We start from the raw sequence: 21,574 nt of genomic DNA, 5'->3' as shown, positions 1-21,574 counted from the left end.
ACCCGGGCACGCCCCGGCCCCGGCGCTCGAACACACCCCGGCAACAGCCCCGACACCCGAACGCGCCCCCGGCGTCGGCGACGGCGTCCGGACAGCCCAGCGGCGGTCCCGGTGGCGGCACCGGGGCGCGGCCGGCGCGGAGGCCCTCCCCGCGGGCGCCCTCGACGGGCCGGCCGGGCCCGCCGGTCAGGAGCGGAGGGTGGGCCGGGACGGTACGCCCGCGGCGACGGCGCGGCGGCGGGGCGCGGCCGTGCCGGACCAGCAGGTGCCGCGGCGCATCAGCAGGCGGTGGAGCCACAGTTCGGTGGAGACCAGGTCCGCGATGCCGTCCAGGGGGACGGGTTCGCCGTCGGCGGCGGCGCGCAGGGCCGTGCGGACGACGCGCGCCTCGACGAGCCCGGCGTCCGCGAGGAGCGGTGCTTCGAACAGGGCGAGCAGCCGCGGCAGGGCGAGGCGCAGCCCGGCCCGGACGGCGGCCGGGGAGGGGGCGCGGGTGGGGGCGCCCCAGCCGGGCGGCAGGTCGTGGATGCCGGTGCCGGCGAGTACGGCGCGCAGGACGTCGGCGCGGGCGCCGGGCCGTACCCGCAGCGACTCGGGCAGGTCGCGGCAGGCCCGTACGACCTGGTTGTCGAGGAACGGGGCGTGCAGGCGCTGGCTGCGGACCTCGGCCGCCTGCTCGAGGACGCGGTGGTCGGCGGCGTACCGGGCCAGGGCCGCGCGGGCGCGGGCCTCGCCGGGCCGTTGGACGGAGGCGGGGCGGGTGGCGGCCTGGTGGAGGCGAACCGATACTTCCGCGAGTGCCTCCCCGGTGAGCCAGCGGGCGGCGGGGCCGGGCCGCGACCAGGCGAGGGCGGCGAGGGACGCGTCGAGCGGGCCGGGGGCGGTACCGGTGGCGAGGCCGCGGTTGGCGTCGAGGAGGCGGTCGGCGGCGGCCTCCAGCCCGGCGCGGTAGGAGGTGCGGGCGAGGCGGCTGGCGGCCCGGTAGACGGTGATCGGGACGAGGAGGGAGCCGGCCGTCGACCCGGTCGCGCGGGCGAGGGCGGTGACGGGGCGGAGCAGGTGGCGGCGGCGGCGGTCCATCAGCAGGTCGGCGAGGCGGGCCGGGTGGGCGTCGAGCACCTGGCGGGCGCCGTGGCCGGTGAAGTGGTCGGCGCTGCCCGCGGCGAGGCGTCGGCGGTGGCGGGCGGCGGCGACCAGGGCGGGGCCCGGTTCGTCGGTGAGCGGCACGTCGAGGTCGGCGTAGGGCAGGGCCTCCTCGGCCGCGGCGACGACGACGTGGTGGAGGCGGGGATCCTCCGCGAGGGCGCGGGCGCGTTCCAGCTCGGCGGTGTGGGCCGGTTCGCGGGCGCTCGCGGCGAGGTCGTTGAAGGTGACGGCGAGGAGGCGTTCGCCGGCGCCCGCGCCGCCGTGCCCGGTGATGGTGCCGGGTACGCCGGGGAGGCCCGCGGCGAGGAGGGCGAGGGTGCTGGAGGCGCTGCCGCCGGACAGGTCGGCGCCGATCCCGGGCGCGAGCGTCTCACCGCGGGCGGCGCGCCGGTCGGCGGGGCCCATGCCGGGGACCGGTCCGGGGTCGGGCGGCGGGGCGGCGGGGGCGTGGCGGGGGGCGGTGAGTCGGGCGCGCACGGCTTCGACGAGGGCGTCCCGTACGCCCTCGACGGCGTGGTCCGGGTCGTGCCGGGGCGCGGCGACGGCGAGGGAGGCGACGGGTTCGTACCCGGTGATCTCCCGGGAGCCCTCCCGCAGGACGAGGGCGTGGCCGGGCGGGACGCGTTTCACGCCCGCGTACGGGGTGGAGTCGCGCAGCGCCTCGGGGGTCTCGGGGCAGGCGAGGAGCGCGGCGAGGTGCCCGATGTCGAGCTGCGCCTCGACGAGGTCGGCGAGGGGCAGTGCGGCGGTCGCGTAGGCGGTGCCGTCGGCCCAGGGGGTGTGGAAGACGGGGCGGGCGCCGGCGAGGTCGGAGGCGACGGTGACGCGGCGGCCGGTCCGGACGACGGCGGTGTAACTGCCGTGCCAGGCGGTGAGGTGGCGCAGCGCGCCGCCGCGCGCGGCGAACAGGCCGACTCTCAGCTCGTCGTCGGAGGCGGCGCAGCAGCCGAGGACGGCGAGGCGGACGTCGGGGGCGGCACTGACGAGGCGCACCTCGTCGGGGCGCCAGTCGCCGACGGCCCACAGGGGGTCCGGGCCGTCCCACAAAAGCTGCCCGCCGACCGGCTGCACGGCGGCGCCGTCCTCGGCGGGGACGGCCGCGCCCCTCGTGCCGAAGCTCGCGGCGGCACTGCTCCACCCGACCAGCCAGCGCATCGCCGCCTCCACAGCCCGTGGGCACCTTCAGCCACTCGCGGCCCGTCCGGCGCGCGCCGCGGCGGCGGCTGGTGCGACGGGGGAGCCGACGGGGACATGCTGCCACGGCAGCGGCGCGCGGGAGGCCGCCGGGGCGGCGCGTACGCAAAGGGAACGCGCCCTTGGCGGTTGGCGGAGCGAGGGGGCGGTGCGCGCGCACGGCCGGCCGGCCCGCTCCCGCACCCGGCGGGCCGGCCGTACCGAGGGGGCGACGAGGGACCGGACCGGTCGAACCGCAGGCGTTATTCGGCCATTCTCCGCGCTCCGCCCAGCCGGAACACCCATCGGGCGCTCCGGCCTCACCCGGGGTCCGCGCGTGCGGCCCGGAGGGCGCCGCTCGCCCCCCGGACCGGCCGCCGCCCGCGGGGAATGAGACGGCGGTGTCCCCCCGGCCCACTGGTTCCCGCCAGCGGGCCGACCCACGCGGCACCATGCAATCCCTCCCCCGCGGCACCGGCCAGAGCGCACGGGCGGGCGCACGGCCACACACCGGGGGCACGGCGGCGGAGGGCCCGGCGCGCCGGATTCCCGCACGCACAACAATCCCGCCAGAGGGAACGCCACCCCTTAACGGTGGGGATGCGGCGAACTACGCTGGGTTGACGAATGCCGCGCGCCCCGACCGGCGGCGCGGCAGCCGTCTGGGTGTCGAGGGGTGGCGCATGTCCAGAGAGTTACGTGGACCGAACGAGAAGCTCGGCACCGTTCTCGCCCTCGCCGGGATCAGCAACGCCGGGCTGGCCCGACGCGTCAACGACCTGGGGGCGCAGCGCGGCCTGACCCTGCGCTACGACAAGACGTCGGTGGCCCGCTGGGTGTCGAAGGGCATGATCCCGCAGGGGGCCGCGCCCCACCTCATAGCCGCCGCGATCGGGCAGAAGCTCGGGCGGCCGGTGCCGCTGCACGAGATAGGCCTGGCCGACGCCGACCCGGCGCCCGAGGTGGGGCTGGCGTTCCCGCGGGACGTGGGCGAGGCGGTGAGGTCGGCGACGGAGCTGTACCGGCTGGACCTGGCGGGGCGCCGCGCGGGCGCGGGCGGCATCTGGCAGTCCCTGGCCGGCTCCTTCGCGGTGAGCGCGTACGCGGTGCCGGTGTCGCGGTGGTTGATCACGCCGGCCGACCCGTCCGTGGAGCGGAGGGTGCCGCCCGCGGAGAGCGGCTCGGGCGGTCCGGCGCGCGGTGCCGTTCCGGGCGCGCGGGCCGGCGCGGCGCCCGTCGCGGCGGTCGAGGAGCCCCCCGCGGAGGGCGTGCCCGCGCGCGTGGGCCACAGCGACGTGGCGAAGCTCCGGGAGGCCGCCGAGGACGCCCGCCGCTGGGACTCCAAGTACGGCGGCGGCGACTGGCGTTCGTCGATGGTGCCCGAGTGCCTGCGCATGGACGCGGCGCCGCTGCTCCTGGGCTCGTACTCGGACGAGGTCGGCCGGGCCCTGTTCGGCGCGACCGCCGAGCTGACCCGGCTGGCCGGGTGGATGGCCTTCGACACGGGTCAGCAGGAGGCCGCCCAGCGGTACTACATCCAGGCGCTGCGCCTCGCGCGCGCGGCGGCGGACGTGCCGCTCGGCGGGTACGTCCTGGCGTCGATGTCGCTGCAGGCCACCTACCGGGGCTTCGCCGACGAGGGCGTGGACCTGGCCCAGGCGGCCGTGGAGCGCAACCGCGGCCTGGCCACGGCGCGCACCATGTCGTTCTTCCGCCTCGTCGAGGCCCGCGCCCACGCCAAGGCGGGGGACGCGGCGGCCGCCGGGACGGCGCTGAAGGCGGCCGAGGGGTGGCTGGAGCGGTCGCGGGAGGGCGACGCCGACCCCTCGTGGCTGGGCTTCTACACGTACGACCGGTTCGCCGCCGACGCCGCCGAGTGCTACCGCGACCTGAAGGCGCCGCACCAGGTGCGCAGGTTCACCGAGCAGGCGCTGTCGAGCCCGACGGAGGAGTACGTGCGGTCCCACGGGTTGCGGCTGGTCGTCAGCGCGGTGGCGGAACTGGAGTCGGGGAACCTCGACGCCGCCTGCGCGGCCGGCACCCGCGCGGTGGAGGTGGCCGGGCGCATCTCGTCGGCCCGCACCACGGAGTACGTGCGGGACCTGCTGCACCGCCTGGAGCCGTACGGCGACGAGCCGCGCGTGGCGGAGCTGCGCGAGCGGGCCCGGCCGCTGCTGACGGCCCCGGCGTAGGGGCCGGCGCGGTCCCCTCACCGCGCGGGCGGGGCGCGGAGTGCGTGCCCGCCCGGCGTGATCCGTCTCCCACCGCCGTGTGCGGCTGGTTTAGCGGCGTCGCCGGCGGGCCAGTGCACTATCGGGGTGGGAGGTGGCACAGGTGTCCGGGTTCGGCGGCGGCGTGTTCGACTGCGACGTCCTGGTGGTCGGCGCGGGGATCGTCGGGCTGTCGACGGCGTACGCGCTGTCGCGGGCCGCGCCCGGTACGCGTGTGACGGTCCTGGAGAAGGAGCCCGGCCCCGCCCGCCACCAGACGGGCCGCAACAGCGGCGTCGTCCACAGCGGCGTCTACTACCGCCCCGGCTCCCTGAAGGCGCGGTTCGCGGTGCGGGGCGGCGCCGAGATGGCGGAGTTCTGCGCCGAGCACGGGCTGCCCCACGAGGTCACCGGCAAGCTGATCGTCGCCACGGACCGCTCCGAGCTGCCCCGGTTGCACGCCCTGGCCCAGCGCGGCCGGGAGAACGGCATCCCGGTGCGCGAGCTGGGGCCGGCCCAGATCGGCGCGTACGAGCCGGACGTGCGGGGCGTCGCCGCCCTGCACGTCGGCACGACGGGGATCTGCGACTACGGCGCGGTGGCGGCGCGGCTCGCCGCGGAGTCCGGCGCCCGGGTGCGGTACGGGGCGCGGGTCACCGCCGTCGACCGGCGTTCCCGGGGCGTGGCGGTGCGCACGGCGGACGGCTCCGTGGTGCGCGCGCGGGCGCTGGTGAACTGCGCGGGCCTGCACTGCGACGCGGTGGCGCGGCTCGCGGGGGACGAGCCGGGCGTGCGGATCGTGCCGTTCCGGGGCGAGTACTACGCGCTGGCCCGGCCGGAGCTGGTGCGGGGCCTGGTGTACCCGGTGCCGGACCCGGCGTTCCCGTTCCTCGGGGTGCACCTGACGCGCGGCGTCCGCGGGGGCGTCCACGTCGGGCCGAACGCGGTGCCCGCGCTGGCCCGCGAGGGGTACGGCCGGCTCGTCGTGCGCCCCGGGGAGCTGGCCGGGACGCTGGCCTGGCCCGGTACGTGGGCGATGGCCCGGCGGCACTGGCGGTACGGGGCGGGCGAGCTGCGCAGGTCGCTGTCGAAGGCGGCCTTCACGGAGGCGGTGCGGCGGCTGCTGCCCGCGGTGACCGCCGCCGACCTGCGGCCGGCCCCGGCGGGCGTGCGGGCGCAGGCGGTGCTGCGGGACGGGACGCCGGTGGACGACTTCCTGATCCGGGAGGCGCCGCGCACGGTGCACGTGCTGAACGCCCCCTCGCCCGCGGCGACGGCGTCCCTGCCGATCGGGCGGGAGGTGGCCCGGCGGGCCCTGGCGCACCTGGCCGGGTAGGGAACGCGGGGAGGGTTCGTAGAATCGAGGGCACTGTGTCCGAGAAGACCGCGTCGAGCACGCACCCCACGAACCCCGCCCCCGCCGGGCCCGGCGCCCCGGAAGCGCCCGCGGCCGCGCCCCCGGCGTCCGCGCCCGGGGCGCCCGGCGGCCCCGCGCCCGTCTCCGGCGGGGTCTCCGGCGTGCCCGCGTCGCGCCGCGGCAGCCGGATGTTCCCCGACGGGAACGGACCCGCGCCCGACCCCGCCGGTTCGCACTTCGAGCGCCGCATCCGCAGCTTCCAGCCGCGCCGCAGCCGCGTCACCGCGGGCCAGGCCGGCGCGCTGCGCCGCCTGTGGCCCGTCTGGGGGCTGGACGTCGACGGGCGGCGCGTCCTCGACCCGGACGAGGTGTTCGGCGGGCTGCCGGTCGTCCTGGAGATCGGTTTCGGCATGGGCGAGGCCACCGCGCGGATGGCCGCCGCCGACCCGTCGACCGGTGTCCTCGCCGTGGACGTCCACACGCCGGGCCAGGGCAACCTGCTGGCCCTCGTCGAGCGGAACGGCCTCACCAACGTCCGCGTCGCGAACGGCGACGCGATCATCCTGCTCCGCGAGATGCTGCCGCCCGCCGCGCTCGCCGGCGTCCGGGTGTACTTCCCCGATCCGTGGCCGAAGAAGCGCCACCACAAGCGGCGGCTGATCCAGCCCGCCTTCCTGGACCTCGTCGCGACCCGGATGAGGCCGGGAGCGGTCCTGCACTGCGCGACGGACTGGGAGCCGTACGCGGAGCGGATGCTGGAGGTGCTGACGGCCCACCCGGACTTCGTGAACACGGCGCCCGGCGGGGGTACGCCCCGCGGCCCGACTTCCGGCCGCTGACGCGGTTCGAGGGGCAGGGCCTGGAGAAGGGGCACGTCGTCCACGACCTGCTGTTCGCCCGGAGGTGACGGCCCGGCCGCGGCCGTCCGCAACGCGCTCGCGGAGTGTCGGTGCGGCCGTCTAGGGTCGACCGGGTGTCAGATTCGCACGCGCCCCGCTTCGCACCGCGGACCCCTCCGCCGGCCGGCCCCGCCCAGCCGGCCATCCCGGCGTACCATCCGCGGCCGTCGTTCGACGCCCTGCCGGACCGGTCCCGCTGGCGGTACAAGCCGCGGGGCGCGTTCTGGCGGAGCAGGGCGGTCCGCCTGTCGGCGGTGAGCCTGGTGCTCGCGCTGTGCGCCCTGGTGATCCTGGCGCTGGTGCGGGAGCAGACGGGCACGACGGGCTTCCTGGTCGGCCTCGGGCTGGCGTTGCTGCCCGTACCGCTGCTGGCGGCGGCGTTCCGCTGGCTGGACGGGGTGGATCCGGGCCCGTGGAGGAACCTGCTGTTCGCCTTCGCCTGGGGGGCGTTCGCGGCGGCGCTCGTCGCGATCCTCGCCAACACCTTCGCGACGCGCTGGATAGCCGTGGCGACGGCGGACCCGGCGGCGGCGGACACGCTCGGCGCGACCGTCGTCGCCCCCGTCGTGGAGGAGAGCGCGAAGGCCACCGCGATCCTGCTGATCTTCCTCTTCCGCAGGCGGGAGTTCACGGGGCTGGTCGACGGCGTGGTCGTCGCCGGGTTCACGGCGACGGGCTTCGCGTTCACCGAGAACATCCTGTACCTGGGCAGCGCCTTCGGTGAGGACCAGGAGTTCGGTACGTCGGGCTTCGAGTCGGTCACGGCGGTGACGTTCTTCGTGCGGATCGTGATGTCGCCGTTCGCGCATCCGCTGTTCACGGTGTTCACCGGCATCGGCTTCGGCGTCGCCGCGGCGACGGCGCGCCGGCGCGTGGTGCTGCGGACGTCGCTGCCGCTGCTGGGGCTGTTCCTGGCGATGGGGGTGCACGCGCTGTGGAACGGCTCGACGGCGTTCGGGCCGTGGGGGTTCATCCTCGTGTACGGGGCGTTCATGCTGCCGGCGCTGGGGCTGCTGACGTGGCTGGTGGTGTGGACGCGCCAGCGGGAGCTGCGGACGGTGTGCGGCGAGCTGCCCGCGTACGCCGCGGCCGGCTGGCTGTCCGCGGACGAGCCGCTCGCGCTGTCGTCGATGCGGGCGCGGAGCCTGGCGCGGTCCTACGCGGCGCGCGCGTTCGGCCCGGCGGCGGCGCGGTCGGTGGGCGAGTACGAGGCGTTCGCGACCTCCCTGGCGTTCCTGCGGCACCGGGCGCGGCGGGGGTCGGCCGACCGGGACTTCACGGCGCGGGAGCAGGAGCTGCTGCACCACATGTGGCAGCGGAAGGAGGTGGCCGCCCCGGCCCTGACGTTCGCCGCGCGCGCGACGGGCCGGGCGTGGACGCCGCCGCCGCACCGCGACTACGCGGGCTACAACCCGTACCGCCGGTGAGACGGTGCGGGGCCGGGCGGGCCGCGCCGCCCGGCCCCCGGCACCGGCCGTCCGGGCGGGCCGCCCGCGGGCGGCGGGCACCGGACGGCCGGGAGGCCGCGGATACCGGACCGCGGACGGCCGGAGGACCGCGGTCCGGTGCCCGGGGGCCGCCGGAAGGGTGCGGGCGCCGGACCGCGGACGGCCGGAAGGGCGGATCGGTGCCCCGGGCGGGGGCCCGCCACCGGTGCCGGAGGGCGTCCCCAGAACCGGAGGGTCCTGCGGGACCACGGGGAACCGTCGCCGGGGAGCGCCCCGGGTCCGGCCCCGCTGTGAGGCGCGCCGGGACTCGCCCGGGGCGGACGGGGCGCCGCCGGGCGTCAGACGGTGAGGCCCTTGCCGCGCAGCCAGGCCAGCGGGTCGACGCCGTCACCGGAGGCGGTGTGGACCTCCAGGTGGAGGTGCGGTCCGGTGACGTTGCCGGTGGCGCCGACGCGGCCGATCGTGTCGCCGGTGCCGACGGTCTGCCCGGCGCCGACGGTCATCGAGGAGAGGTGGCAGTACCAGACCTCGGTGCCGTCCTCCAGCTCCAGCACGACGCGGTAGCCGTACGCGCCGGACCAGCCGGCCGACTTGACGGTGCCGCTGTGGACGGCGTTGGCCGGGGTGCCGGTGGGGGCGGCCAGGTCGAGGCCGGTGTGGTAGCCGGAGGACCACATGGAGCCGGCCTGGCCGTACGTGGAGGTGATCGTGTAGGAGGAGGTCGGCAGGGCGTAGCTCGCGGCGAGTTCGGCCAGGCGCCCGGCCTCGGCCTTCGCGGCGGCCTCCGCCTCGGCCCGCCTGCGCTCCGCCGCCGCGGCCTTCGCCTCGGCCGCGGCGGCGGCCTGCCGGGCGGCGGCCTTCTCCGCGGCCTCCTCCGCGGCCTCCTCCTCGGCGGCGGCGCGGACCACGGCCTCGGCGGACGCCTGCTGCTGCTCGGCCTGCTGGAGGATGCGCGCCCGCAGTGTCTCGCCCGCGTCGGCACCGGCGGGGCCGTTCCCGGGGACGGCGTGAGCACGGTGGGACCGGCGGGGGCCGGGGCCTCGTCGGGCGCGTCGTCCGCGTCGCCGTCGACGAGCGCGCCGACGCCGGGGAGCGAGGAGGCGTCGGGGAGGCCCACGTCCGGGAGGGAGATCGCGACGCGGGGCTTGTCGTGCGCGGTGGCCATGCCGCCCGCACCGACGGCGGCGATGACGCCGACCCCGAGGACGGTGGAGCTGCGGGCGAGGCCGCCGCGCTGCTTGACCACGCGGTGCCGTCCCCGGACGGGGCGGACGGTGTCCTCGGTCGGGTTCCACTCCGAGGCGGCCGCGGGCGCGGCGGTGCCCGGGGTTCCCGGAGCGGTGGGGTGACCGATCGTGCCGTACGGGCCGAAGGGGGCCTCGGAGGCAGGCTTGTTGGACGCCACGGGGGCGCGCTCCTTTCCTTCCTTCTCCGCCTACCGGGTTAGCTGACGGGTTCGGAGCAGGAAGGTCTCCTACGAGCCGGTGAAGGCCCGATTCACCCCAGGTGCGGTGGTTCCCCGGTTCCCTCGCGGGATTCGGCGCATGCGCACGGTGCCACCTCTTGCGGCGGCTGACGCGACCGCGCTGCGTTATCGAACGTTAATAGAAGCGAGGTCCGCATTCCAAGCCGTTCCTTCGGGCAACTGACCCGATTCACACCGGAACAAAGCCCCGTAGAAGGACAACCGGCGGCAAAAGAACCAACCCTCGCGGAGCACGACTTCCGAAAAGCCCCCGCCGTTCTCCTGACGGTGCGTCAATCGACGTGGCACAGCGCGGCCTTGCGGTGACACACCGTACATATCGGGCCGAACGCACCGCCGCGTCGACACGCCGAGGGCCCGGTGCTGTGCACCGGGCCCTCGGTTTCAGTAGCGGGGACAGGATTTGAACCTGCGACCTCTGGGTTATGAGCCCAGCGAGCTACCGAGCTGCTCCACCCCGCGTCGGTGAACACCACCTTACGCCATCCCGGAGAGACCGTTTACCAATTCCCCGTCCCACCGGCCGGGAGGCGCTCGACGAGCCCCTCCGGGGGGCTCCGGCCTCCTTTCCCCCCGGGCGCACCGGACCTCCGGGGCGGCCCCCCGCCCGTCCGCCCGGCCCCGGGTGGCCGGGCGGACGGGCGACCGGGCCCGCGGAGCGGAGTACGGTGGGAGGAAGGTGAACGTCCGGTTCGCCACGGGGACCGGATCCCGCAGACAGGCGGACATCAGCATGGCCGACTTCGACACACCCACCGCCCCCGGGCACCTCCCGTACACCGGTCACGAGGCGGTGGGACCCGGCACGGCGCTCCTGCGGCTGGAGACGACGGGCTCCCGCGAAGGCGTCCTCGACGGAGCGTGGTGGCCGCGCTCCCGTGACATCACGGAGGAGCTGCCCGCCCTGATCAGCGCCCTGGCCGAGCACCTGGGGCCGATCGCCCGCGTCGGTCTGGACGCCGCCGCCTGGGACGGGCTGCCGGTCCGCCTGGTCATCGACGACCGGGTGGTGCACATCACCTCGTTCCCCGTGGGTGACGACACCGTCCTGATCACCCGTGGCGAGGGGGACCACTTCTCGCTGCTCGTCGTGCCGCCGGACACCCCCCTGGAGGCGGCGCGCGCCGCGATGGCGCAGGCCGTCCGGGCGGACAACGTCGCACAGGCCCGGCAGATCCTCGTCGACACCGGTGCCGGTGGGAGGACGGGGACGCGGCACTGACCCGCGGGACGCCTACCGCACCGAGCGCCTCCCGGTGCGCCGGGAGAGGTGGGCGCCGAGGAAGACCAGGTCCACCACGAGGACGACGGCGCCGACGACCAGAAGGTATGTCATGCCCTCGACAGCGACGCCGACGAGGCCGAGCACGACGGCCAGGAGGACGAAGAACAAGAAGATCGCCATTCCGGGGGCTCCTCCGTGTGACGGGACGGTTCAGCGGCGGGCGAGCCGCCGCTCGCCGGCGGCGCCGGGCCGGTAGGCCATGCCGTAGTGGTGGAAGACGGCCTGTTCGTCCTCGGCGGCGAGCACGTCGTCGGTCCCGATGGCGGGAGCCTTGCGGACCGTGCCCTCGTCGTACGGCACCCTGACGTAGTCCGGTCCGACGGTCGCGTCGTCGAGCGGGACGAACACCGGGCGCCGGCGGGTGGGCAGCCCCGTGCGGACGGTGGCCATGGCCGGCTCGTCCGTGGCGGTGCTCACGTAGACCGCCTCCAGCACACCGATCTCGTGCCCCTTCGGGTCCACGACGTCCTGGTGCCGCCACTCCCTGACGCCTGCTGGATGGATCATGCGGTCCGCTCCCTGGTCGGGCGGGCTTCCGGGCGGAGCCGCTCCACCGGCCGACAGCGGCACGGCGCCGTGCCCGCCCCCGTCCCCCCAGCCTGCCCCGGCCCGCCTCCGGGCGCCACACGGACCCGGCCGGCCGGCGCTCCTCCCGCCGGCCCGGGCTCTACGCGGACACCGGTTCGACCGCCCGTGCACCGCGCCACGGCCACGGGAGGGGGCCGGACGCACGAGCGCCCCGGCCGCTGTGGAGGCGGCCGGGGCGTGGAACGCCGGTCGAAGCCCCGCGGGGCTTTCGGTCTGGTAGGCCCTGTGGGACTCGAACCCACAACCAACGGATTAAAAGTCCGCTGCTCTGCCAATTGAGCTAAGGGCCCTCGACGGGTCGTCCCCGAGCATAGCCCGCCCGGGGGCGTGAGCCGATCGGGTATCGGCACAACACCCGCTTCCGGTCCGTCCCGGAAGGCGGGCGGGCCCGCACGCGGCGCCCGGAGGTCGCGTGCGGGCCCGTCCGAGGGGACCTACGGAGCGTCAGCCGTTGCGCTTCCAGCGCGGCTTGTCGTCGCGTCGGCCGAAGGAGCCGGAGCCCCGGTGGCCGCCCGCGGGGCGGTCGTCGCGGCGGCCGTACGGACGGTCGTGGCCGCCCGCGCGGTGGCCGCCGGCCGGGCGGTCGTCGCGGCGGTCGCGGTTGAACGGGCGGTCGGCGCGGCGGAAACCGCCCCGGTCGCCACCCCGCTCGTCACGGCCATCGCGGTTGAACGACGGACGCTCGTCACGGCGTTCGTGCGACGACGGACGCTCGTCACGGCGGTCGCGGTGGAACGAGGGGCGCTCGTCGCGGCGGAAACCGCCCCGGTCGCCACCCCGCTCGTCACGACGGTCGCGGTTGAACGACGGACGCTCGTCACGGCGGAAACCGCCCCGGTCGCCACCCCGCTCGTCACGACGGTCGCGGTTGAACGACGGACGCTCGTCACGGCGGAAGCCACCCCGGTCGCCACCCCGCTCGTCACGACGGTCACCCCGGTCATCGCGGCGGTCGCGGTGGAACGAGGGGCGCTCGTCGCGGCGCTCGTACGACGACGGGCGCTCGTCGCGGCGGGAGCCGCCCCGGTCGCCACCCCGGTCGTCACGGCGGTCACCCCGCTCGTCACGACGGTCGCGGTGGAACGACGGACGCTCGCCACGGCGCTCGTACGACGACGGACGGTCCTCCCGCTGGGCGGGGACGGACGCCTCGGCCTCGACGGCCGGGGCCGTCTCCGCGGCGGCCGCCTCCGCGGCCTCCGTCACGGCCTTCTCCGGGTCCTCGCCCCGCTCGCGCGCCGCACGGGCGATCAGCCGGTCGGCCTCCTCGCGGAGCTCCGCGGCACGCCGCTGCATGCGCTCCAGCTGCTTGGCCAGTTCGGCGACCTCGCGCTCGGCCTGCTTGGCGGCGTTGCCGGCCGAGTCGGCCTGCACCTCCGTCAGCGACCGGGCACCGGTGATCTCGGCGACCTCCGGTTCGAAGGCGCCGCCCTGGCCGATGATGTGGCGGGAGGCGTCGACGCCCGCGTCCTCCATGAGGCGGAAGATCTGGCGGCGCTGGTGCGGCAGCGCCAGGGAGACCACGACGCCGGAGCGCCCGGCGCGCGCCGTACGGCCCGAACGGTGCAGGTAGTCCTTGTGGTCGCCGGCCGGGTCGACGTTCAGCACCAGGTCGATGCCGTCGACGTGGATGCCGCGCGCGGCGACGTCCGTGGCGACGAGGACGTTCACGTACCCGTCCTTGAAGTCGGCCAGCGTCCGCGTGCGGGCGCCCTGCGTCATGCCGCCGTGCAGCGCGTCGGCCTTCACACCGGCGTCGCGCAGCTGCTCGGCGACGCGGTCGGCGCCCAGCTGGGTGCGGACGAAGATGATCGTGCGGCCCTTCCGGGCGGCGATCGCGGCGGTGACCGGCGCCTTGTCCTTCGGCTTCACCACGAGGACGTGGTGGCTCATGGTCGTGACGTTGCCCTGGGCGCTGTCGACCTCGTGGTTGACCGGGTCGTTCAGGTAGCGCTTGACGAGCGTGGCGATCTCGTTCTCCATGGTCGCGGAGAAGAGCATGCGCTGGCCGCCGGCCGGGACCTGGTCGAGGAGCTCGGTGACCTCGGGCAGGAAGCCCAGGTCGGCCATCTGGTCGGCCTCGTCGAGTACGGCGACCCGGACCTGCTCCAGCGAGCAGGCGCCGCGGTTGATGACGTCGCGCAGCCGGCCCGGCGTGGCGACGAGGACGTCGACGCCGCGCTCCAGGGCGTAGATCTGGTTGCCCATCGACGTGCCGCCGCAGACGACCTTCATCTTCAGGCCGAGCACGTCGCCGTACGGCTGGAGGGCGTCCGCGACCTGCATCGCGAGCTCGCGGGTCGGGGTGAGGATGACGCCCCGGGGCTTCTTCCTCTCGGTGTGGCCGCCGGCCAGCGTGGCGAGCAGCGGCAGGCCGAAGGAGAGGGTCTTGCCGGAGCCGGTGCGGCCTCGGCCGAGGATGTCCTTGCCGGCCAGGGCGTCCGGGATGGTCGCGGCCTGGATCGGGAACGGGACGGTGACGCCGTTCTGGGCGAGCTTGCGGACGACGCCCTCGGGAAGCCCGAGGTCCGCGAAGGTGACGGTGGCCTCGGCGCCGGCCTCGGGGGCCTCCGCCTCGGGTGCCTCGTCCCCGGCGCGGGGGGCGTCGGCGTCGATGTCGGCGGGGGCCTCGACGGCGGCGGGGGCCTGCTCGTCGGTCGTGGCCGTCGCGGGGATCTCGGCGTTCTCGTTCAGAACGGTGTCAGTGCTGGAAATGGACATGCGAAATGCGAAACCTTCCGGAGTCTCGGCACGCGCCCGTCAACTCCGTGTTTCGCTGCTTAGCAAATCGACCGCCTCGATGCGGTCAGCCACGGCAAGGGAGAGTACGCGCCACACGCGGCGCGCTTCGGTCATGGCGCCGGGCAAATGGGATCAAACGATCTACTACCATACGCACCCTCCCCCGCTCCGTGCAAGCCGATCACGTCACACGGACGTGACCTGCGGCGATGCGGTCGGTTCAAGCCAGTGGCCGGGCAGGTGGCGGTCGCGCATCGCGTCGATCCGGGAGTCGGCGGGGGGTGACTCGGACGGCGGGTCGGTCGGCCCGGCCGTCGGCGGCTCGCTCTGCTGCGGCGGCGCCGGGTGGGTCGGCTCGGGCGGGGTGTCGGGCGCGGAGGGCGACGGGGACGGCCGGCCGGGCCCCGTGCCGTCGTCCTGACCGCCCGTCCCGCCGCCGGGGCCGCCCCCGGGGCCGCCCGTCCCGCCGCCGGGGCGGGCACCGGGCGAGGGCCTCCCGCCGTGCCCCGCGCCTCCGCCGTCCCCGCCGTCCCCGCCGCCCCGGCCGGGCGACGGGCGCGGCGCGGCGGGGACGGAGGGCACCGCCCGCGGCTCGGCGCCGCCCGCGGCGGCCCCGCCCGCGCCCCCCGCGCCGCGCGGCTCGTGTCCGCCGCCGGACGCCGCCATCCCGGCCTCCTCCCCGGCCGCCGCCGTCCCGGAGGGGACCGCCGCCTTGCTCGCCACCGGCTCGACGCTGTCGTCGGACACGCTCATGCAACCGCCGGCGGAACCGGCGGAGGCCACGACCGCCACCGCGGTGACGGCCCATCGGACGGGTGCGGGCAGCTGGCGCACGGGGCACCTCCAAGGCGGGCGGGACTCCCGGACCGGGACGCGGGGTCCGGGGAGGGATCCCCGGGGCCGGGACGGGAGCCCCGGGGACGGGCGGGGTCCCCCTGCCCAACTCCCCCCCCCCCGCGGGGGACACGCCCCGGCGGCGCACCGGTCAGCCGTACCCCAGTTCGTGCAGCCGCGCGTCGTCGATGCCGAAGTGATGGGCGATCTCGTGCACGACGGTGATCTCCGTCTCGGCGACCACGTCCTCACGGGACTCGCACATCCGCAGCGTCGGCCCGCGGTAGACGGTGATCCGGTCGGGCAGCACGCCCGCGTACCACTCGCCGCGGTCGGTGAGCGGGGTCCCCTCGTACAACCCCAGCAGGTCGGGGTCGTCCGCGGGCGGCTCGTCCTCCACGAACACGGCGACGTTGTCCATCAGCCGGGTGAGCTCCGGCGGGATCCGGTCGAGCGCCTCGGCCACCAGTTCCTCGAACTCCTCGCGCGTCATCTCCAGCACTCGGCCATTGTCGTGGATGGGAGGCGTACCGGGCGCGCCCGGGCATGGCCGCGCGTCTCCGCGGGCATACGGCCCCAATGGCCCGAGCAGTCGTCCGCGTCTCGTACGCCCGTGTCGCCCGAGCCCTGCGCCGCGTGAGGGACCGCGCGGGGAACCGCCCCGGAGGCCGCGCCCCGCGCCGCGCCGGCTCCTCGGCGCCTCCGCTCGCGCCCGCCCCCGCGCCGCGCTCCCCCGCCCGCGCCCTGGGGCTGCTGGCGGTGGCCGCGGCCGGGGCGTGGCTGGGGCTGCTGGCCTTCGGCGCGGTGCACGTCCCGGTCGGACCGGTGGACACGAGCATGACGCTCCGCCCGTCCCTCACCGGCGGGACGGAGGTCAACGTCTCGCCGCTCGGCGCCCTCGACCTGGAGTCCCACACGGCGCCCGTCCGCCTCGCCGTGGACGTCGACCGGCTCGACCCGGTCCGCTCCCGGGCCCTGGTCGAACACCCCGAGCGGATCTCCGGCCTCCAGGAGGAGATCGCCGCGGACGTCCTGGACGGCGCCCGCGAACTGGCCGTCCGCTCCTGCGTCGCCGTCGTCACCGGCGCCACCGCCCTCGGCCTCGCCGTCTACCGCCGTCCGCGCCGCGCCCTGGCGGCCGGGGGGCTGGCACTGGCGCTGCTGGCGGCGTCGGGCGCCTCGGCGTACGCGACCTGGAACCCCAAGTCGGTCCTGGAGCCCCGCTTCTCGGGCCTCCTCAGCAGCGCCCCGTCGGTCGTCGGGAACGCGCGGTCGATCGTCACCGAGTTCGACGTCTACCAGCGGGAACTGGCCCGGCTCGTCACGAACGTGACCAGGCTGTACGAGGCGACGTCGACCCTCCCGACGTACCAGCCCGACCCGGCGACGATCCGGGTGCTGCACGTCTCCGACATCCATCTGAACCCGGCGTCGTGGCACATCGTCGGTTCGCTCGTGAAGCAGTACGACATCGACCTGATCATCGACTCGGGCGACACCATGGACCACGGCAGCACCGCCGAGAACGTCTTCCTGAACCCGATCAGCGGCCTCGGCGCGCCGTACGTGTGGGTGCGCGGCAACCACGACTCGGCGGCCACCCAGGAGTACCTGGAGGGGCTGCGGAACGTGCACGTCCTGGACGGGGGGCGGGCCGTCACCGTCGCCGGGGTGCGGGTGGCGGGCATCGGCGACCCGCAGTTCACGCCGGACCGGTCGGTCGTGGCGGCCGGGGACGACGCGGAGCGGGCGGCGGGCGCCCGGCTGGCGCGGGCCCTGCGCGCGCAGGCGCGGGCGGGCACCCCGGTGGACGTCGCGGTCGTCCACAACCCGGTGGCCGCCCACCAGACGGACGGCGCGGTGCCGCTGGTCCTGTCCGGGCACGTCCACCGGCGCGTCGACGAGGTGCTGCCGAACGGCACCCGCCTGAAGGTCGAGGGGTCGACGGGGGGCGGCGGGCTGCGGGCGGTGGAGAGGGAGGAGCCGGAGAAGGTCCAGGCGTCGGTGCTCTACCTGGACCGGGACACACGACGGCTGCAGGCGTGGGACGAGATCACCCTGGGCGGGCTCGGCCTGACCACGGCGGAGGTGGCCCGGCACGTCCCGGACGAGGCGCTGCCGGGCACGTCCCCGGCACCGAGCGGCACCCCGGCGGAGTCGCCGCGGCCCTCCGGCACGCCGGTCCCGCCGCCGGTCCGGTCCCCCGCCCCGGTGCCCCGCCCGTAAACCGTTTTGGCGAACGGTCCCCCCATCCCATATGCTTCTCACGTCCCCGACGCGCTGAAGAAGCGCCCAGGCGGGCCTTTAGCCCTCATCGTCTAGTGGCCCAGGACGCCGCCCTTTCAAGGCGGTAGCACGGGTTCGAATCCCGTTGGGGGCACGCTTCACCCTGTGCGAGACTAGTGATCGCGCGAAGCTTGGTCCTGTGGAGCAGTTTGGAGTGCTCGCCACCCTGTCAAGGTGGAGGCCGCGGGTTCAAATCCCGTCAGGACCGCTGCGGCTCGGAAGAGCCGCACGGCTGGGTAGCTCAGTTGGTACGAGCGTCCGCCTGAAAAGCGGAAGGTCGCCGGTTCGACCCCGGCCCCAGCCACCAGCCGAAAGGCCCCGTCTCCGGACGGGGCCTTTCGCCGTTCGCGCCCGCCGTTCGCGCCCGCCGGCCACCGCCCGGTGCGGACCGCCGCCACCGGGTCCCGTCCGCCCGGGTTCACCCGTCCGGCCCAAGGGGAGGAGCGCCGGCCGGCCGGGAGAGCGGGCCCCGGCCCGGTGCGCGGAGGGGGCTCCCCGGCGTAACCCGAGTTGCGGGGCGCTCCGGAGTCACCGGCAATGGATCCAGGGCCCGGCCCATCGCACTCGCTGCCTTCCGGAGGCGGGCCCGCAGCCAGGAAGGATCCAGGATGGCCCAGAACGAGAGGGCGTTTCCCGTGGAAGGACTCCAGGGTGAGACGGCCTACGACTCGAACGGTGAGAAGATCGGCACGATCGGCCAGGTCTACGTCGACGACCGGCTCGGCACCCCCGAGTGGGTGACCGTCAGGACCGGCATGTTCGGTACCAAGGAGACCTTCGTCCCCTTGGCCGGCGCCCGTCGGCGGGGTGGGGAACTCCACGTGCCGTACGTCAAGGACATGATCAAGGACGCTCCCCGGATCGACGTCGACGAGCACCTCGACGCCGCCGAGGAGCAGCGCCTCTACCGCCACTACCGGCTCGTCCCGGGCGGCACCGCGGGCACGGCGGGCACCACGGGCACGACCGCCGGCGGCATGGCCTCGGGCCGTGCCCACCAGGGCCGCCAGCCGGCCGCCGCGATGCGTTCCGGCGCGGGCGACGAGGGCCTGACCCGCTCCGAGGAGCAGGTGCAGGTCGGTACGGAGCAGTACGAGACGGGACGTGCCCGCCTGCGCAAGTACGTCGTCACGGAGGACGTGACCACGAGCGTGCCGGTGAGCCACGAGGAGGTCCGCGTGGTGCGCGAGCCCGTCCGGCCCGGCGAGCGCGCGGCCCCCATGGAGGACACCGAGCAGGAGGTGACCCTGCACGCCGAGCGCCCGACCGTGGGCAAGAAGTCCGTCCCCGTCGAGCGCGTCCGCCTGGAGACCGAGAAGGTCACCGAACAGCAGGACGTCACCGAGCAGGTGCGCAAGGAGAAGATCGAGTACGACGACGACCGGTCCGGACGCGGTCGTGGAACCGAACGCGGCCGGGGGCCCGGGCACGGGCCGAACCGGTGATCGGCGAAGGAGGAGCCATGCGACGCACGATTGTCGGTACTTTCCTGACCGCGGCGCTGGTCGCGGGCCCCGCCGCGGCCACCGCGGCGGCCCAGGCACCGGTGGCGGACCAGACCGCCGCGGTTCAGGTACTGGCCCAGGAGAACCGCGACAACGACGACGACAACGGCGGCTGGGGCCTGTGGGGCCTCGCCGGCCTGCTGGGCCTGCTGGGGCTCATCCCCCGCCGCTCCAAGTCGCACGGCACGAACCCCCGCGGCACCAGCCCGGGGACCGGCGGCGGCGCCCACCCCACGGACCGGATCTGAGACGGTCGCCCCGCCCCACCGCGGTCCTCCCGGGGGTGGCGGACCGGCCGGTCTCCGGTCGGTCCGCCACCCCGGCGGGCCGGGGCCGTTGGGGTAGGTGCCGCGGGGGACTTCGCGAACCGGGGACGGACCGTGCTCCGCGCGTGGTGCGACAGGCCGCTGGTGCAGGACCGCCGGTGGTTCCCGAGGCGGTACTGCGACCGCCGGCACAAGCTGAAGCACCGTGTGACGGAGATCGTCGGCGACGTCCTCGACAGCGGCGCCTGAGGCGTCAGGCCCGCCCGCGGTGCCGCCAGCCGCGCACCCCCAGCACCACCGCGACGACCGCGACCGCGGCCAGCAGCAGCATCCGGTCCGGCACCGCGCCGCCCACCCGTGCGACCAGGCGCTCCACCTCGAAGGAGGCGTCCACGGAGAGCGGACCCGGCAGGGCCCTCGTGCCGTCGGAGACCAGGAACGCGGTGCCCAGCAGCACGAAGAGGGCGCCCGACAGCAGCGACGTCGTGTGCAGCTCCAGCCGGCCCCACCGCACCGCCCGCCCGCGCAGCCAGGTGCGGCGCCCCAGGTCGTACCGCTCCCACAGCAGCGCCAGCAGGAACAGCGGCACGGCCATGCCCAGCGCGTACACCGCCAGCAGCAGCCCGCCGTACACGGGGCTGCCGCCCAGCGCCGCCACCGTCAGGACGCCGCCCAGGATCGGCCCCGCGCAGAACCCCGCCAGCCCGTACACCAGGCCCAGCGCGTACACGGACACCGCCGTCGTCGGGCGGATCCGGCCGCTCGCCTCCGCGATCCGGCGCGGTGCGAAGCCGAGGCCCAGCACCTGCGCGGCGCCCAGCGCGACGACCAGCCAGCCGCCCGCCGCCACCAGCAGGTCCCGGTTGCCGTGGAAGAACCGCCCCGCCAGCGAGCCGGCCGCGCCCAGCGGCACCAGGGTCGTCGCCAGACCCGCGTAGAAGACGCCGGTGCGGGCGAGCAAACGGGCCGCCGAGTCGATCGAGTACGCGAAGAACGCCGGCAGCAGCAGCGCACCGCACGGGCTGACCAGCGCCAGCAGGCCGCCCAGGAACGCGGCCAGGTAGCCGACGTCCGTCACCGGCCGGCCCCCGCCGCCGCGTCGATCGCGGCCGTGAACGTCTCCAGCGGCTGGGCGCCCATGATGGGCCGCCCGTTGACCAGGAACGTCGGGGTGGACGTCGCGCCCAGGGCGTACCCCTCCTCCTGGTCCCGCTTCACCGCCCGCCGGGCCTCAGCGCCGCCCAGGTCGCGGGTGAACCGGGCGAGGTCCGGCACGCCGGCCTCCCGCGCGAGGGCCACCAGCCGGTCCTCGCCGAAGCCCTTCTCCCCGGCCCCCTCGGCGTACGCCGCCCGGTGGAACTCCCAGAACCGCCCCTGCCGCCCCGCCGCCCACGCGGCCCGGGCGGCGCCCTCCGACTCCTCGCCGAGGACCGGGAAGTTCCGCCACTCGATGCGCAGCACGCCCTTCTCGACGTACTTCTCCACCAGCTCCGGCTCGGTGTCGCGGGCGAACTTCCCGCAGTACCCGCACCTGAAGTCGGCGTACTGGACCAGCACGACCGGCGCGTCGGCGCGGCCCACGGCGAGGGCGTCGCCGGGTTCGCGGCGGGCCGACCGCTCCGGCCCGGGGCGGGCGTCCTCCCCGGCGGCGGGGGCGGAGGAGGAGGCCGGCGCGGCGGCGGAGACACCGGGGTCCTCCCGGTCGGCGGGCTTGGTGGCCGTGTACGAGGCGAACGCGAGCAGCCCGGCGGCGGCCGCGACCCCCGCTCCCACGGCGTACGGCTTCAGGGACGACGGTTTCGTGGACATGGGTGTGCTCCTGCGGTGCGGTTGGCGGGTGGGAGGGCGGTGCGGCGGGAGGACACCGCCCGCTACACGCGCAGGATCGACAGGTCCATCGGAGAAGGCGGTGCGAGCGCGGGCGGGGCCCGCTTCGGGCCGGTCGCGGCCGGTTCCCACGCCCCGCACCCGGCGGGGGCCGCGGCGCCGCGCGCGTCGTGCGCCACGGGGAGCGGCCCGCCCGGGGACGGTCCGCGCGGCGGGGTGGCGGGGACCACCCCGCCGTCGGGCCGGGAGCCGTCCCGGCAGCCGGGCGGCCGGCCGTCCCCGGGCGAGGCGGCCGCCGGGGCGTCCGCGGCGGCGCGGTCCACCGGGTGGGAGCGGTCCGCGGCGGCGTGCGCCGGACGCGCGCGGTCCCCGTACGGCCGGTCCCCCGCGTCCGCGCGGACCGGCAGCCCCATCAGCACCAGTACCAGCACCCACACGGCGCGCGCCCCCGCGCCGCGTCGCCGGGCATCGGTACGGGGCATCGGAGGGGCGCCTTCCTCGTCGGTGGTCCGTTGTTCGGCT

At 76.4% G+C, this 21,574-nt stretch carries 17 protein-coding genes, 5 tRNA genes, 2 pseudogenes and 1 riboswitch; of the genes and pseudogenes, 12 read left to right on the top strand and 12 right to left on the bottom strand.

Annotation, left to right across the window (positions count from 1 at the left end):
• Nucleotides 1-186: 186 nt before the first annotated feature.
• Nucleotides 187-2,301, bottom strand: a complete 2,115-nt coding sequence (locus tag LUW75_RS13280; RefSeq protein ID WP_250335787.1) for an asparagine synthase-related protein — start codon at nucleotides 2,299-2,301, stop codon at nucleotides 187-189.
• Nucleotides 2,302-3,002: 701 nt separating this feature from the next.
• On the opposite strand from LUW75_RS13280, the gene LUW75_RS13275 reads away from it, so the two are divergent.
• From LUW75_RS13275 to LUW75_RS13260, 4 genes and pseudogenes are all read left to right on the top strand, one after another.
• Entirely contained in the window at nucleotides 3,003-4,511 is a 1,509-nt protein-coding gene (locus LUW75_RS13275) for an MFS transporter (protein WP_250335786.1), read from the top strand.
• Nucleotides 4,512-4,653: 142 nt separating this feature from the next.
• Nucleotides 4,654-5,865 carry an L-2-hydroxyglutarate oxidase gene (gene lhgO / locus LUW75_RS13270; protein WP_250335785.1) on the top strand — a complete coding sequence of 404 codons (1,212 nt, stop codon included), beginning with the start codon at nucleotides 4,654-4,656 and terminating at the stop codon, nucleotides 5,863-5,865.
• A 209-nt stretch (nucleotides 5,866-6,074) separates the two neighbouring features.
• Nucleotides 6,075-6,793 (top strand): annotated as a pseudogene (gene trmB / locus LUW75_RS13265) (tRNA (guanosine(46)-N7)-methyltransferase TrmB).
• 66 nt (nucleotides 6,794-6,859) lie between these two features.
• Entirely contained in the window at nucleotides 6,860-8,212 is a 1,353-nt protein-coding gene (locus LUW75_RS13260) for a PrsW family intramembrane metalloprotease (RefSeq protein WP_250335784.1), read from the top strand.
• A gap of 359 nt (nucleotides 8,213-8,571) precedes the next feature.
• Here the strand turns inward: LUW75_RS13260 and LUW75_RS13255 are convergent.
• Together LUW75_RS13255 and LUW75_RS13250 are read right to left on the bottom strand one after the other, a co-directional pair.
• Nucleotides 8,572-9,638: pseudogene (locus LUW75_RS13255) on the bottom strand (M23 family metallopeptidase).
• Nucleotides 9,639-9,650: 12 nt separating this feature from the next.
• A riboswitch (cyclic di-AMP (ydaO/yuaA leader) is annotated at nucleotides 9,651-9,786 on the bottom strand.
• A 321-nt stretch (nucleotides 9,787-10,107) separates the two neighbouring features.
• Nucleotides 10,108-10,181: transfer RNA gene (locus LUW75_RS13250), tRNA-Met, on the bottom strand.
• A 271-nt stretch (nucleotides 10,182-10,452) separates the two neighbouring features.
• Here LUW75_RS13250 and LUW75_RS13245 point away from each other — a divergent pair.
• Nucleotides 10,453-10,941, top strand: a complete 489-nt coding sequence (locus LUW75_RS13245) for a DUF5994 family protein (protein WP_250337652.1) — start codon at nucleotides 10,453-10,455, stop codon at nucleotides 10,939-10,941.
• 12 nt (nucleotides 10,942-10,953) lie between these two features.
• On the opposite strand, the gene LUW75_RS13240 is transcribed toward LUW75_RS13245, so the two are convergent.
• The 6 genes from LUW75_RS13240 to LUW75_RS13215 all read right to left on the bottom strand — a co-directional run bounded on the left by LUW75_RS13240 (nucleotide 10,954) and on the right by LUW75_RS13215 (nucleotide 15,670).
• The gene (locus LUW75_RS13240; RefSeq protein ID WP_250335783.1) at nucleotides 10,954-11,124 is read right to left on the bottom strand and encodes a hypothetical protein; all 171 of its coding nucleotides are present in this window, start codon (nucleotides 11,122-11,124) and stop codon (nucleotides 10,954-10,956) included.
• Nucleotides 11,125-11,154: 30 nt separating this feature from the next.
• The gene (locus tag LUW75_RS13235; protein ID WP_250335782.1) at nucleotides 11,155-11,511 is read right to left on the bottom strand and encodes a PRC-barrel domain-containing protein; all 357 of its coding nucleotides are present in this window, start codon (nucleotides 11,509-11,511) and stop codon (nucleotides 11,155-11,157) included.
• A gap of 295 nt (nucleotides 11,512-11,806) precedes the next feature.
• A tRNA-Lys gene (locus tag LUW75_RS13230) sits at nucleotides 11,807-11,882 on the bottom strand.
• Between the two features lie 154 nt (nucleotides 11,883-12,036).
• Entirely contained in the window at nucleotides 12,037-14,313 is a 2,277-nt protein-coding gene (locus LUW75_RS13225; RefSeq protein WP_250335781.1) for a DEAD/DEAH box helicase, read from the bottom strand.
• 207 nt (nucleotides 14,314-14,520) lie between these two features.
• Nucleotides 14,521-15,168: a hypothetical protein gene (locus LUW75_RS13220; protein ID WP_250337797.1), complete on the bottom strand. Its 648-nt coding sequence runs from the start codon at nucleotides 15,166-15,168 to the stop codon at nucleotides 14,521-14,523.
• A gap of 151 nt (nucleotides 15,169-15,319) precedes the next feature.
• Entirely contained in the window at nucleotides 15,320-15,670 is a 351-nt protein-coding gene (locus LUW75_RS13215; protein WP_189534212.1) for a metallopeptidase family protein, read from the bottom strand.
• Between the two features lie 77 nt (nucleotides 15,671-15,747).
• Between LUW75_RS13215 and LUW75_RS13210 the strand changes: the two genes are divergently transcribed.
• The 7 genes from LUW75_RS13210 (at nucleotide 15,748) to LUW75_RS24330 (ending at nucleotide 19,474) form a co-directional block, all read left to right on the top strand.
• A complete protein-coding gene (locus LUW75_RS13210) occupies nucleotides 15,748-17,394 on the top strand; it encodes a metallophosphoesterase family protein (RefSeq protein WP_250335780.1) in 1,647 nt (548 codons plus the stop codon).
• 81 nt (nucleotides 17,395-17,475) lie between these two features.
• Nucleotides 17,476-17,548: transfer RNA gene (locus tag LUW75_RS13205), tRNA-Glu, on the top strand.
• Between the two features lie 39 nt (nucleotides 17,549-17,587).
• Nucleotides 17,588-17,662 (top strand) — tRNA-Asp (locus LUW75_RS13200).
• Between the two features lie 22 nt (nucleotides 17,663-17,684).
• Nucleotides 17,685-17,761: transfer RNA gene (locus tag LUW75_RS13195), tRNA-Phe, on the top strand.
• A gap of 301 nt (nucleotides 17,762-18,062) precedes the next feature.
• On the top strand, nucleotides 18,063-18,899 hold the full coding sequence (locus tag LUW75_RS13190) for a DUF2382 domain-containing protein (RefSeq protein WP_250335779.1): 837 nt from the start codon (nucleotides 18,063-18,065) through the stop codon (nucleotides 18,897-18,899).
• 17 nt (nucleotides 18,900-18,916) lie between these two features.
• The gene (locus LUW75_RS13185; RefSeq protein ID WP_168440671.1) at nucleotides 18,917-19,207 is read left to right on the top strand and encodes a WGxxGxxG family protein; all 291 of its coding nucleotides are present in this window, start codon (nucleotides 18,917-18,919) and stop codon (nucleotides 19,205-19,207) included.
• A gap of 132 nt (nucleotides 19,208-19,339) precedes the next feature.
• Nucleotides 19,340-19,474 (top strand): hypothetical protein, encoded by a 135-nt coding sequence (locus tag LUW75_RS24330; protein ID WP_284453832.1) that lies wholly within the window; start codon nucleotides 19,340-19,342, stop codon nucleotides 19,472-19,474.
• A gap of 4 nt (nucleotides 19,475-19,478) precedes the next feature.
• Here the strand turns inward: LUW75_RS24330 and LUW75_RS13180 are convergent, their stop codons facing one another.
• The 3 genes from LUW75_RS13180 to LUW75_RS13170 form a co-directional block, all read right to left on the bottom strand.
• Nucleotides 19,479-20,303 (bottom strand): cytochrome c biogenesis CcdA family protein, encoded by an 825-nt coding sequence (locus LUW75_RS13180; protein WP_250335778.1) that lies wholly within the window; start codon nucleotides 20,301-20,303, stop codon nucleotides 19,479-19,481.
• Nucleotides 20,300-21,034 (bottom strand): DsbA family protein, encoded by a 735-nt coding sequence (locus LUW75_RS13175; RefSeq protein WP_250335777.1) that lies wholly within the window; start codon nucleotides 21,032-21,034, stop codon nucleotides 20,300-20,302. Before LUW75_RS13175 ends, LUW75_RS13180 begins: the two co-directional genes overlap by 4 nt.
• 62 nt (nucleotides 21,035-21,096) lie before the next feature.
• Nucleotides 21,097-21,534: a hypothetical protein gene (locus tag LUW75_RS13170; RefSeq protein ID WP_250335776.1), complete on the bottom strand. Its 438-nt coding sequence runs from the start codon at nucleotides 21,532-21,534 to the stop codon at nucleotides 21,097-21,099.
• Nucleotides 21,535-21,574: the final 40 nt, after the last annotated feature.

Origin of the sequence: Streptomyces sp. MRC013 (assembly GCF_023614235.1) — a bacterium.
In the GTDB taxonomy this organism is placed as follows: domain Bacteria; phylum Actinomycetota; class Actinomycetes; order Streptomycetales; family Streptomycetaceae; genus Streptomyces.
The sequence above is the reverse complement of the archived record's forward strand: the minus strand, read 5'-3'. Positions and strand labels throughout refer to the sequence as shown.